Source organism: Clostridioides sp. ES-S-0108-01, from assembly GCF_020662285.1.
Classification (GTDB): domain Bacteria; phylum Bacillota; class Clostridia; order Peptostreptococcales; family Peptostreptococcaceae; genus Clostridioides.
This window is the reverse complement of record NZ_JADGMN010000037.1, coordinates 1-13,669: the sequence shown is the minus strand read 5'-3', so window position 1 is coordinate 13,669 and position 13,669 is coordinate 1. Positions and strand designations below refer to the sequence as shown.

Sequence of the window (13,669 nt, the reverse complement as noted above, 5' to 3'; positions counted from 1 at the left end):
AATTATATCTTTCATTTTCAAAACCTCCAAAATTTTTTATATGAATATTATTCCAAATTTACCAATTTTGTATACCAAAAAGACTATAGGTAAATTTGTTTTTACACAAATCTACTTACAGCCCCAAAAAAGCAGATTTTATTATATTAAATAAGCTGTGTCTAACTAATATTACCAATTGTTTATAAATTAGATACTTATTTTATCATAATACAATCTGCTTTTTTAATCAAAATTTATTTAATTATAAATTAAGAAAATCTACTCTTATAGCATCTCACTATATATGAATATTTTTTCATTATACACCAATAGCTTTTTTAGCTAATTTATCAGCTTCCTCATTATACTTATTTCCAGAATGTGCTTTAACCTTTGTAAATTTTACATTCAGCTTATTCTTAATACTGTTATAGAAATTTTTATATGATATAGTTCCTTCTTTATTTGTTTTCCAAACTCCAGTACACCATTTTTCAATACCCTCATAGTCAAAATATAAAATCAAGTTTTGAATATTATTGTCAATACAGTACTTCATTGCAATTTTAGAAGCTTCTATCTCTCCAGCTACATTTCTCATCCCTACTAGAGTTTTTTCTTTTCCTTTTTCACTATAAGTTTTTATAACTTCATTATTTTTTAGAATCACAACACCTGAACCATACATCTTTATTGAATGTTCATAACTTCCATCTACATACGCTTCTATAAATTCCTCATCTTCTTTAAAGCTTAGTTTTTCTGGCCCATAAATATACTCTTTTGCTTCTTGTAAGGTAGGAAAACTTTTATATTTAGCTCCTGAAAATCCATTTACTTGTTTTTTGCACTCATCCCATGTATTATACACACCTATACTTCTACCCTTTTTTACAGCATAAAACTTTTGTTTTGCCAAACATATCACTCCCACTCTTAGTTTTTATGTTCTTCTCTCATAAATATATCTAAATTTATCATATATTTTCTATCAAAATACTTTACTTTCATATCTTTATTTACAATATCAATATAATACACTTCTCCTTTTATAGCTCTTTGTCTTATATTTTCATTCATATCTTTTCTTATAATATCCTTATCAACATCATTGTTGTCTATTTTAGAATCAACATTCAACGCTTTTATAGTATCAAATATAACCGATTTTAGTATTAAACCTCTAGATTTATTTAAATGTCGCTTTATATAAGTATAAAACTCATTGCTATTCATCTTTGAAATTTTACAACCATGTAAGTCTTTCTCTAGTCTTTTTAGTACACTTATATTAGTTCCTACATCAAAAATCACAAAACATCCATAGTCATATTTACTTCTTAAAATTCTCCCCATGGCTTGCTTTACCTTTATGGTCATTTGAGGATAATTTATAGTATAGTAATCTATATCGTACTTCTTCATTATAGTAAAGTACAAAGGGTCTTTTGGGTTTAGATTTGGAAGCTTGTCTAAAGTTACACAAACCAAACCATCTCCTGGAATATCTACCCCTTCAAAACATCCTTTTGAGCCAAGTACTACACACTTTCTATTTAAGTCATTAAGATGCCTTATACCCTTTTTATCAGCATAAATTTCTAAGTTAAAACTATGTAAGTATTTTTTCAATATTTCATAAGTCTTTTCTTGTCTATCTTTACTATTAAAAAGAGCCAATGTATGTCCTTCTGTAATCTGTGATATATTAGATATAATTTTACTCATTTCATTTGGAAATTCAGAGTTTCTGTACTCACAGATATCAGAAAATGAAACTACAGAAACTCTATTTTTATAATCAAAAATTGGTTCTATAATCTTTTCTACATTCTTAACTCTGTCTATTCCTAATGTATTTTTAAAATAAGACATACTTTCAGATAAACTCAAAGTTGCAGATAAAAATATTCCTTTCTCTAATTGAGATAAAATATTTTCTTCAAACAAATCCGCTATTTTTAACGGCACTACTCGAAATTCAAAATCATTATAATTCTTATCAACTTCAACTATCCTTGCATAATCATCCTTTTCATCATACTCTAAAAAGATTTCAAAGATAATCTTTATATCCTCTAAATCTCTTGTCTTTGCCTTTCCAAATTTATATATATCTGCTTCTTTATCTATACTATCATCATCAATATTCCTATAAATTGTTATTATTATTGAAACTAAATTTTTTATTATTTTTTCACAACTTAACTTTATCTTTTCACTATAAGCTCTATAGCTTATTTCAGTATCTACGCCATCCTTATTTAGCTTTCCCACGATTTCATCTATTTGCAAATTCAGTTCCCATCTTAAATTATAATTACTTACACTATTATATTCACTACCACTACCAAAGTTTAATATTGAATCTATCTCTTCAAGAATAAGATTTATACTTCTAGCAATTTTTTGTTTATCTTCTCTTTCAATTTTTAGTACATTATAAAATTTATCAAAAGCCTTTATTTTCCTTATATTTCTACTATATTTTTTATATATAAAGCTACTATTTTGAATAAACTCGTAAGGATAAATTTCTTGCAATAGATACCTTAAGGACTTTGAATTTATAATACTTGAAAAAAAATCATATCCTTTTTCAGTCAAATTATGTGCCTCATCTACTATTATATTTTCTAAAGGTTTTTCATCCTTATATGGCCATTTAGCTAATAGTGAATGATTTACTACCGTTATATGTTCTTCTTTCAATTCTTCTATTCTATTTTTATATAAACAATCCTTTTTACATTTTTTAGGTCTGCACATATTTGAGTCACAACTTATATTTCTTAAGTGAATGCTTATTTCATTGAAATTATCCAACACCCAATAATTTATTTCTTCTATATCTCCATACTTACCACCTTCAACTAACCTCTCTAAAAATATTAAAGATAATATTTCTCCTTTAGTAGGGTTTTGAGATTCATAATCTGTTATATATGATTCCAGCCTATCTATACAGATATAGTTATTTTTTCCCTTTATATATCCATAACTTACTTTTCCATTTAGACCCAAAGAATCTAACACATTTGGAATATCTTTATTTATTAATTGTATCTGCAATTCCTTTGTATCAGTAGAAATTAACAATCTTTTTTTATTAATTCTAGCTTCTAGTATTGCAGGCAATAAATATCCTACACTTTTACCTATACCAGTTGGTGCTTCTATACATGCAATTTTTTCTTCGTATTCACTATTTCTAAACAACTCCCGTATTGTTTTAGTAAGCTCATATTGACCAGGTCTATACTCATATGTAAATCCTTCTTTATTCTCCCAGATGGCTTTGTACTTTAATAATTCTTCATAATTTTTTTCTTCTTTATTTAAAATTTTTAATGTTTCTTTTTCTTTTTTATTTTCTTCTTTTGAATTAAATCTCTTATATTCTTTTTTGATATTTATATTGTTTGATAAATCATAGTTTGCCTCTTCTAAAAATTTACTCCATTCCCATGTTGAAAGATTAAACTTATTAAAATACGAATTTATTTTAAAACTCAATGGCTCTAAAGTAGTTTTTTCGTAACTGCTAAATCTTACGAGAAGGCAATTTACAATATTTATGATATCAATAGCATCTGATAAAGCTCTATTTTTCACTTTAGAATTACAATTGGTTACACTATTTTTTAAATACTCTAAACTATACTCTTTATGATATGGCTCTAAAATAACTGCTAATTCAATTAAATCGACAAACCTGTTGTTTAACTTTGGCATATGATACTCAAAAAACTTTTTTTTCAAACTTAAATCATGACATATAATCACACTATCTTCTACAAAATTTATAAGTCCATCTTCTACTTTTTCTATCTCATAAGCTGTCTCTAAATCATTTTTTTCTAAATTACTAAATAGTGAAAATACTTCTATAGGTATATTGTATTTATTTTTTATTAATGATTGATATGTCTCTATTTTCCAATCTTTAACCTTAACAACGCCAACTTCTAAAATTTCTGAATTTAAATAATCTAATCCACTAACTTCTATATCTAAAAAAACAACATCATTTAATAAACTTCTTATATTATCCATCTTTAATATCCCTTCAAGTTAAATCAGTCTAACTTATCTACAATGATTTCTCTTTATATTTTATCATTTATATATACTTTATTTAAGACAATTAATATTAATTTTATATATATTACAATAAACTTATTCAATTTATTATCTGTATATATGAATATTTTTAACTATAAATATTAAAACTATATTGTAAGAAATACACTTGAAATTTTAAATAAGAGGTGAAATTGTGAAAAAAGATAACCTAAAAAAATATATTATGATAGGAACATTTGCTCTAATACTTTTTGGAATTGCTAGTATAAACTTTAAATCATTAGATAAGACAAAAACTCAGATTTCTAACCCAACACTCGATACACATGAGTATGATTGGTATTTTAACCCTAGAGAAGATGGTAAACAACCCTCTCCCATAAAAGAAGCAGATTTTTTTAAAAAATATGATGCCTATTATGTAGGAAACCCCAATGAAAAAGTTATATATCTATCATTTGATGCTGGATACGAAAGCGGAAACACTTCAAGATTATTAGATACACTTAAAAAGCACAATGCTAAAGCACAGTTTTTCGTAGTTGAAAGTTATATAAAAAGTAATCCAGACTTAATAAAGCGTATGGAAAAAGAAGGACATTTAGTTTGTAATCATTCAAAAAGCCACCCATCAATGGCAGGAATTACAGACTTTGAAAAATTTAAAGAAGAAATTACAAGTGTAGAAAAAGCATATAAAGATGTTACTGGAAAAGAAATGCCTAAATATTTTAGACCACCAATGGGTAAGTTTAGTGAACAATCTTTGAAATATACAAAAGACTTAGGTTATAAATCTATATTTTGGAGTTTTGCTTATGTAGATTGGTATGAAAAGAAACAACCTACTCATGAATTTGCAAAAAACAAAATTTATTCGAGAACACATCCTGGTGCAATAGTACTATTACATCCAAATTCATCAACAAATACTGAAATATTGGATGAAGTTCTTACACATTGGGAAAAAGAAGGTTATAAACTTAAAACGCTTGATTATCTAAGTAATAAAAAATAATATTTTAATTAAAAAAACTCCAGAATGAATTATAGTAAAAATAAAACTATTTATAAGTACTTTAATTCTTAACGGAGTTTTTTATTTTTTATTGACTGAAATAAGACTTTTCGTATATCCTCTAAAATCGTGTCATTCCTCCTTGTATCGTATTTGAAATCAGTTTTGCACCATTTTGACATCATCCATTTACATTCTCTTAACAAGATTGTGGAATAATTTACAGCGTCAAAAAATCCTTGCAATTACTAGACTTTCTTGTTAAAAAGTGTATACTATGCTATGCTATAAGCAAGGAGTTGACAGCTATGACTACTATTTGTGTAATGATTGACCATATATTTTTAGATACAGAATATAGACAACCGAATATTCATCAGCATCTTGCAAAACATATTATTATATCACAATCTGGGAACTTGTCTGTGATGTTTGATGAGGGAGAGACATTAGAATGTAAGGGCATTATTATTGATTCCAATGTAGCACATACGGTGGCAAGTGAAGAAAACAAAATGTTGATTTTCTTGATAGATGATACAAGCGCACTTGCCAAAAATCTTAGTCAACGTCAATTACTAGAGGACTCTTTTTTCGTTATGGATAACCTCGCAGTTGAACAAATACAAGAGGTTTACACCACTTGTCATGCAGAAGGGTTGCCCCAAAGTTACATTGATTTTTCAAAGCAAGTTTTCCGTCTATTAAATTTAAGTTGTCACATTTCGTCTATTACGGACAGTAGAATACAATGGGCGTTGAATCATATTCTAAAGTCCACACACATTGACAATTGTAATCACACGACATATATATGACAATGAGACCCAGTTACTCAATGTAGCTGGGCCTTTCTTATGTCATAAATTCACCGATTCCCAAAGAAAACTACGCTTAAATAGAGAGGATATAAATACCAACAAACCTATCAAAGAAACGCCTTTCCAGTGTTTAAGCCATTGTATAAGACACGTTAGGAATGACACGAAAATTTGTTATTTTTATAGTTATTTAAAAAGAATTGTCCATTCATTTATCTCTTTGTACCCTATATTGTGATATATTTTTCCTGCTATATCATCATTATAAAAAAGACATGGAACCTTTCCTTCCAACAATAATTCTTTACTTAAATTGTAAACTATATAACTTGCAAATCCTCTTCTTCTATATTCTTTATCGGTGCTTACAGATACTATCATTGCCAAAAAACTAGTTTCCATTCCAGTTGAAACAGTACTAATCATAGTATCATTATTTTTAATAAAATATGCTCTTACATTTCCTTCTTTTAAATGTTCTTTTCTATCTTCTATGTAATTTTGACTTATTTTATAGTCTGACTTATTTAAAAGTTTACCTATTTCATCAACATCTTTTTCCTGAGCTTTTTCTATTTTATACTCCTTCATGTTAGAGAAATCAATTTCTTTTATTTCTTTTAATATACAAAATTTATTATCTAGTTTTTCATAAAAATCTTTGTATTCACGTATCAATCTATCTATTACACACTTTTTCCCACTTATACTTTCTACATCCAAACCTTTTATATGATTCTTCATCTCTCCTATATCAAAATTATTTTTTAGACTATAAATTATAAGTGTTGACTTATTCTTTAATATTATAGAAGTTATATTTCCATCTTTTAACTGAAACCATATATCTTGAGAGTGAGAACTAAATCCATAGTTTTCAACATATCCAATTATGAATAAGTTTAAACTTTCTTCATGTGATACATATTGCCAAAATTCTTTTTCTAAAGTATTATCTATTTTTACAATCAAGCATATATCCTCCTTTTGCGTTAATAATGATATACCTTATAGTTTATAGTATCATTTAAAACCATTATATTCTACCAAATATTCTTAATTTTTTTAAATAATTTAAAATTTTAAATTAATCGATTTATATTAAAGTTATACAGTTAAATGTTGTATATCATTTTATACTTTAAATAAACTATATACTTAAATGTCTATGCAATATGTTCATATTTATTTTTATATTCTTTTATTGCTTCATTCCAAGCTTCTTCTACTGAGATACCTTTTTTATTTGCAATTCTTTGTGCTAATTCTATTATTTTCATAGCTTTTCTTGATATATTCATAAATTTTCCTCCTCTAAATTATCATAAATTATTTTAAAGTTAAATTTCTATAGTCATGTTATATCTTTATTTACTTATATCTTACTAATTATTTGTGTACTGAATGTGAATTAAACTAGAAGAAATTTAGAACTTAATAAAACACACACTTTATATACAGTTCACATATATTTGTTATATCACAATACAAAAGATATAATCTATTATCATTTTACAGGAGTTATAATTATGAACATAATATACTTTTATCTATTTTATACTCATATATAACTATTATATAAAATTTAAACTTTACTATATCCACATAAAAAATGTAGTATTATAGTATATATAATATTATATATAAGGGGGTGCTAAATAAATGAACAATCATATACTGATTCAATTTGAATACATAGCAAGAATCATTACTGCTGGTTTCTGTGGAGCTTTAGTTGGATATGAAAGAAAGAATAGACTAAAAGAAGCTGGAATACGCACTCATTTTATAGTGGCATTAGCTTCAGCACTTATAATCATTGTTTCCAAGTATGGATTTAATGATATAGTTGGTACTCCGGGTATTGGTCTAGACCCAGCACGTGTTGCGGCACAGGTTGTCAGTGGAATAGGTTTTTTAGGTGCTGGACTAATATTTATTAGAAATCAATCAGTAAGTGGGCTTACTACAGCTGCTGGCATATGGGCAACAGCTGGTACAGGTCTTGCCATTGGCTCTGGACTATACTTACTTGGTATTGTTTCAAGTATCATTATTGTTATTGTACAGATATTACTTCATAGGGATAGGAAATGGATGAAACTCCCTACAGCAGAGCAAGTTTCTCTTAAAATTTCTAACAGCACTGATTCCATAGAATATATTGAAGGTAAATTTAAGCAATCTAACATTGAAATTATAAACATGAATATTAAACGTCTTGATGGGGATTGGTTAGAAGTAGTTATATATACTAAGTTACCTAAAGGATATAAAAAAACAAATTTATTAAAATTATTTAGCGATAATCCTCTTATAGAAACTTTAGAAATATAACATAAAAAATGGAACCTTCAAGATAATAATATATTTAATCAAAGTCAAGATATAAATAATCAAGGGATGAGTCTATATAAAACTCATCCCTTGTTTTTCGCCATTCACATATATATTTTTCGATATATTTTGGTTATTCGGATTTAATCATATTCTTCTAATTCATTTAACTTTTTGTTATCTATTTCTTCGATACATTTTCAAGATTAAGAGTAACAAAAAATGTTAACTAAAAAATATAATTAAGTAGACATTTTTATTAATCTACGATATAATAGTACTTGTGGTAATACACGAGTAAATCAAGTATATCTTGATATAGGTTAATAGGAGTATTTTTAATGAATAATGGAATAGTTAAATGGTTTAATAGTGAAAAAGGATTTGGTTTTATATCAATGGAAGGTAGAGATGATGTATTTGCTCATTTCTCAGCTATACAAACTTCAGGATTTAAATCATTAGAAGAAGGTCAAGAAGTAAGCTTTGATATAGTTAAAGGTACTAGAGGTCTTCAAGCAGAAAATATAATTATATTATAATATATAGATTTTTCGGGAAAGACTCTTTACTAGAGTCTTTTTTATTGTCAATATATAAGATAACTATTGATGAAATAAATAATTTTGTCTGTCTAATTAAAATTGACCATAAACAATACTTCTTCTATTATCCAATACTCATATTTTGCCATATCATCCCCTAATTTTATTTGTTTTTTAAATAAAAAAAGAGCACTTTCTAGCGACCTTTAATATATTATTGGTATTCTAAATTCTTTTGTTTCCATATTATCAGCTGATAATACTACCTCTATATAAGCTTCTTTTTTAAGCACAATACAATTTTTAAAATTAAATTGCTCTATTCTAAAATTTATTCCTCTATGAATTGTAGTATTATCTTTTGGGTGCCATCTAAGCTCACTATTTATTTGTTCAAAGTTATTATTCTCTCCAATATCCACTTCCATATTAATAAATTTTAAACTTAATATAGGGCTTTTGGCAACAATCGTACTTTTATTTTCTATTACAAAATCAACTAAGTTATTACTATGAATTTTAGCATAAATATCAGATTTATTATCTATGATGTTTAAATCAATTCTGATGTATCCATTTCCATTTTCATAATAATCACCGGCCACATTATTCTTATTATTTCTTCTATATTTTAATATCAATTTAGCTTTTTTATTAGATTCCATAAAAGCTATAATCGATATAATCAAGGCTGCTATTGCTGCAAATGATGCAATTACAGAAATTATATTTACATAGTTACCAAGAGATTCATTAAACTGATTGAGCATATCTTTTTCTCCTTAAAAACATTACTTTAGCTTATTATAATTGCATAATATTTTATACATGTATTTTTGATTTATTACACAAACTTATTATATAAAAAAATACCATCTATTAAGATGATTCTTTAAACTAAGTATCTATGTTTTTGTTTATACTCTGTAACAGCATCATTTCATGCCTCTTGCTCTCTTATTCCTTTTTCTCTAGCAATTCTTTGTGCTATTTTTCTAACTAATTCAGCACTTTTTAATATTCCTATACTAATCACTTCCTCATCTATACTACACATTATACCATATAATAAATAATAAAGCTAATTCTTAGTCAAAAGGTTCTAATATTAGTTTAAATCATTTCTATTAGTTCTTTAATCTTTTTATGTGCTTCTTTTGTAACTCATAGTGATATTGATATGGCAATAGTAAATATGGAAAATTAAACAGTAAATATTTTAGAAGGTCTTAGAATATAATTTACCACCAATTTTATAATACGGCGTCAAATCGGTGGCAAACTCACGTTTTTTTATACTATTTATCATCTAATTTGTTGAAATTTAGCTATTTAGTTATAGGAACTTGAATTTCAGTTACAAACTCCTCTACAATTCCAGTCTCATGTATATCTATCTTGTATATTTCTATAGGGTCAGCAACTATTCTATATTTATTTTCTTCTATAAATTTAAATACCTTCTCCATATATACCTTATTATTAGAATTACTTCCAGTGTAATTTAAAGTTACATAATATCCTTCATCAAAAACTATATTGTATACTTTCTCATTACTTTCCAGAAAGCAAAATACAGATTTAAACTCATTAAATATACCTTTATTAATTGCTTCAGTAGAAAATGCAGAACCAATATTGTTGTTTCCAAGTATATTAAATCTATCTTCATATTCTTTCTGAAGTTTTTGAATTAAAAAATCAAAGTCTTCATCCCTTTTTATATCAGCATTTAATTCTAAAGCTTTTCTTTTTTCTATATATACAACCTCTATCTCATCTATTTTTGTATTTTGAATTACACTTTCAATCGAACTTAATCTTTTTATAATATTTTCCTTATGGCTTATAAATTCAGCTATTTTTTTATCAATTAAATCAAGTTCCTCATTTAGAATATTTTTAGTAGACTCTATACTTCTGTCATCTAAGTATTCTTTTATTTTTTTCATTGGAAAGTTCAAGCTTCTAAATTCTTTTATTAAATTTAATTTCCATATGTCTGATATATTATACATTCTGTATCCATTTATATCTCTAACTGGTCTTAGAATGCCTATTTCCTCATAATACATTAATGAATCTCTACCTATTCCATATATTTTAGATATTTCTCCTATTTTATAGTAATCTTTCATTTATATAATAAAATCCTCCATAATCCTATTTTTATTTTAAAATCAACATTGTTCCTCCCTATAACTATAGTATTAGAATATACTAAAAAACCCTCTAAAACAAGGATACTAAAATAAACATTCTACAATTAATCATTAAAATATTTTTATATTATAATGTTAAATATAATATTTCTAATTTCAACTTTTTATAAAGATACTTTAGTTTTATATAGTTTTATATTTACAGCTATTATATCTATCTTTATATAATACTTTTCATATTAAGATGTTCCTTTATAGATTAATAGTTTATTAATTTAATAAATGAGTATTTATTATAATCTTTAGCAAAAAATACAAAACTAAACTTAATTTTAATAAATGAAATTAATTATATAAAATTATTAATGTAGGATTAAATTATATAAAAAATTAATTATGAATAAAATAATTGTGTATCTAATCAAAGTTTAAAGTATTTTTTGATGGAATACCATGTAAAATCATGATTATATAAACATTTTAAATTAAAAGTCACAAGTGAAATAGATTTTTTCTAAAATACTAAATAGGGAATTTATATACCAATATATACATAATGTAACCTTTCTGCAATTGATGAAAGTATATTGAACAAGGTATGTATATAGATAAAATAAAAAATTTAACAAAAACCTAATATAAAATATCGGTATTAAACACTTAAACATTTATTGTTTCAGTGCTTTTTAGTTAAAATTATCTTATTTAGTAAAAACATCAAAGTTCAACAAAGTTTTTTAATTTAAATATATTAATGTATAATATAATTAAGATATAATAATAAAAAGAAAGGAGGAATATCATGAGCATACTCCTAAAAAAAGCACCCAAATTTAGTATAATCCCTTTATAGTAGACACTTTTAAAAAAGCACAATGATGCTAAAGGTGAAGATTATAAGGGGGTTTTTCTATGTGTAAAAAAAATAATAAATATAGTAAAGAATTAAAATTAAAAGCTGTAGATATGTATATATATGAATTTGAGCAGAGAAGAGCTTTCAAATAAAATAAATATCAGTTATTCAGCATTATCAAAATATGAAACTAATAATAGATTTCCTAATAAAGTAATACTAAATAAAATAGCCGATTTTTTTGATGTATCTACAGACTACTTATTAGGTAGAAACAAAAAATTTTAAGATGAAGAAGATGAGGAAGTAAAAGAATTAGTTGACATCATATATAAATTAGATAAGGAAGATAGAGATGCAGTATTAAAGATACTTGATTCTCTAATAAGTAAATATAAATAGCAAAAAAACATTGATATAACTAATCAATATTTTTTTGCTATTTTATATGAAAAATAAGAAGGAAAATAGAAATAACTGTAGAAATAAATATATTAAAAGAATATTTTAGATAGATATGGGTAAAGAGGGGGATAAAATTATGAAACCAAAACGTTCTAAACTTCTATTAATTTCTGCAATTATAGGTACATTATACTCTATTTATATTGTTACCTACTTTGCTGGTATTGGCGGAGAAGGTGATGCTGCCACAGCAATAGGTGGAGCTATAGCTACTGCATTAGTAATGCCACATATGATTCTAGTAGTATTAGCAACTATTTTTAATTGGCTTGGCTACTTTGGCAACAAAAGAGGGTTTGCTTTAACTGGAGCTATACTATATACAGTAGCTGGTGTAGTATTCCCATTATATTTAATGTTTGTTGTTCCATCTTTAGTTTTAAGCTTTGTTGGATTTGCTAAGTTAAAACAAATAATAGCATTAAATAATGCATAACATAAAAAATACATTGGCATAAAGTCAATGTATTTTTTATTTTTAATAAATATGTATACCTTCATCTCTTATATTTTTTTCATAAATTTCTTTAATCATTTTTGCAAAGAGTTCATAATCTTCTTCATCCTTTATTTTCAACTCAATTAAAGATAAAAATACTATATAGTTAATATAAAACTGTCTATAACATTTTAGACATTTTACTCGAAACTGAAATACCACAATACTTCTATATTTTTACTATACAATAAAAATATTATTTTTGAATATCTGTACCAATTTGTGGTATAATAAAAGCAAGGAAATAATTTACTCCTACAAAGAGTGATTATTTTCAATTGTTAAGTGAAAATATTATTTTTTTAAATCACCCTTATTGGCGTTTGGGTGATTTTTTATTTTGTCATAAATATAAGCTGATATAACACCAGCTAGTATGCTTAATAAAAAACCTATCATATAATTTCACCTCCTTCCTTATTTGGAATTTGGCGTTTAATATGAAAATAATCACCCTTCGCACTTTCGATTATTATCCTTGCTAAAATTATTATAACATATAATTCTTACATATTTTACCTATATATTACATTTAAATTTCTATTTTAGTTTATTCTTCTTGTTTACACGTGTATAAGTACGTTTTATAATATAATTATAAGGAGTTGATATAGTGAAAAAAGATATATATGTATATCCTGCTATACTAAGCTATGATGAAGATGGTATCTCTGTAGAATTTCCTGATTTGCCAGGTTGCCTTACATGTGCAGATACAACAGAAGAAGCCTTAAAAATGGCAAAAGAGGCTCTAGGGCTACATCTGTATGGATGTCGATAGGTAAATCTTTGATGCTATCTCCAACTTTTCCCCCGACCCAAACGGTACGTGCGACTTTCACCGCATACCGCTTTCCATCGAAATAGTTTTCCATCTAATGATTTTTTCTTTTAAATT

13 protein-coding genes are annotated in these 13,669 nt (G+C 25.7%); 7 read left to right on the top strand and 6 right to left on the bottom strand.

Annotated elements, in window-relative coordinates:
• Window positions 1–301 precede the first annotated feature (301 nt).
• The gene (locus IR152_RS19005; protein ID WP_227453404.1) at window positions 302–901 is read right to left on the bottom strand and encodes a viroplasmin family protein; all 600 of its coding nucleotides are present in this window, start codon (window positions 899–901) and stop codon (window positions 302–304) included.
• Window positions 902–918: 17 nt separating this feature from the next.
• Window positions 919–4,038: a helicase C-terminal domain-containing protein gene (locus IR152_RS19000; RefSeq protein WP_227453403.1), complete on the bottom strand. Its 3,120-nt coding sequence runs from the start codon at window positions 4,036–4,038 to the stop codon at window positions 919–921.
• A gap of 223 nt (window positions 4,039–4,261) precedes the next feature.
• Here IR152_RS19000 and pdaA point away from each other — a divergent pair, with 223 nt between their 5' ends.
• Both pdaA and IR152_RS18990 read left to right on the top strand, forming a co-directional pair.
• Complete coding sequence (gene pdaA / locus IR152_RS18995) at window positions 4,262–5,086, top strand: delta-lactam-biosynthetic de-N-acetylase (protein ID WP_227453402.1); 825 nt, start codon at window positions 4,262–4,264, stop codon at window positions 5,084–5,086.
• A 308-nt stretch (window positions 5,087–5,394) separates the two neighbouring features.
• Complete coding sequence (locus IR152_RS18990; RefSeq protein ID WP_227453401.1) at window positions 5,395–5,904, top strand: hypothetical protein; 510 nt, start codon at window positions 5,395–5,397, stop codon at window positions 5,902–5,904.
• Between the two features lie 189 nt (window positions 5,905–6,093).
• Here the strand turns inward: IR152_RS18990 and IR152_RS18985 are convergent, their stop codons facing one another.
• Window positions 6,094–6,879, bottom strand: coding sequence for a GNAT family N-acetyltransferase (locus IR152_RS18985; protein WP_227453400.1), 786 nt, complete (start codon window positions 6,877–6,879; stop codon window positions 6,094–6,096).
• 194 nt (window positions 6,880–7,073) lie between these two features.
• On the bottom strand, window positions 7,074–7,208 hold the full coding sequence (locus IR152_RS20185; RefSeq protein WP_255612346.1) for a hypothetical protein: 135 nt from the start codon (window positions 7,206–7,208) through the stop codon (window positions 7,074–7,076).
• Between the two features lie 361 nt (window positions 7,209–7,569).
• On the opposite strand from IR152_RS20185, the gene IR152_RS18980 reads away from it, so the two are divergent.
• Window positions 7,570–8,244: an MgtC/SapB family protein gene (locus tag IR152_RS18980; protein WP_227453399.1), complete on the top strand. Its 675-nt coding sequence runs from the start codon at window positions 7,570–7,572 to the stop codon at window positions 8,242–8,244.
• Window positions 8,245–8,585: 341 nt separating this feature from the next.
• Entirely contained in the window at window positions 8,586–8,786 is a 201-nt protein-coding gene (locus IR152_RS18975) for a cold-shock protein (RefSeq protein WP_227453398.1), read from the top strand.
• A gap of 209 nt (window positions 8,787–8,995) precedes the next feature.
• Here IR152_RS18975 and IR152_RS18970 read toward each other — a convergent pair whose 3' ends face one another.
• Entirely contained in the window at window positions 8,996–9,559 is a 564-nt protein-coding gene (locus IR152_RS18970) for a hypothetical protein (RefSeq protein WP_227453397.1), read from the bottom strand.
• A 558-nt stretch (window positions 9,560–10,117) separates the two neighbouring features.
• Window positions 10,118–10,927, bottom strand: coding sequence for a MerR family transcriptional regulator (locus IR152_RS18965; protein WP_227453396.1), 810 nt, complete (start codon window positions 10,925–10,927; stop codon window positions 10,118–10,120).
• Window positions 10,928–11,927: 1,000 nt separating this feature from the next.
• Between IR152_RS18965 and IR152_RS18960 the strand changes: the two genes are divergently transcribed.
• From IR152_RS18960 to IR152_RS18950, 3 genes are all read left to right on the top strand, one after another.
• A complete protein-coding gene (locus IR152_RS18960) occupies window positions 11,928–12,095 on the top strand; it encodes a helix-turn-helix domain-containing protein (RefSeq protein ID WP_227453395.1) in 168 nt (55 codons plus the stop codon).
• Between the two features lie 253 nt (window positions 12,096–12,348).
• A complete protein-coding gene (locus tag IR152_RS18955) occupies window positions 12,349–12,708 on the top strand; it encodes a hypothetical protein (RefSeq protein ID WP_227453394.1) in 360 nt (119 codons plus the stop codon).
• A 676-nt stretch (window positions 12,709–13,384) separates the two neighbouring features.
• Window positions 13,385–13,552 (top strand): type II toxin-antitoxin system HicB family antitoxin, encoded by a 168-nt coding sequence (locus IR152_RS18950; RefSeq protein WP_413927521.1) that lies wholly within the window; start codon window positions 13,385–13,387, stop codon window positions 13,550–13,552.
• Window positions 13,553–13,669: the final 117 nt, after the last annotated feature.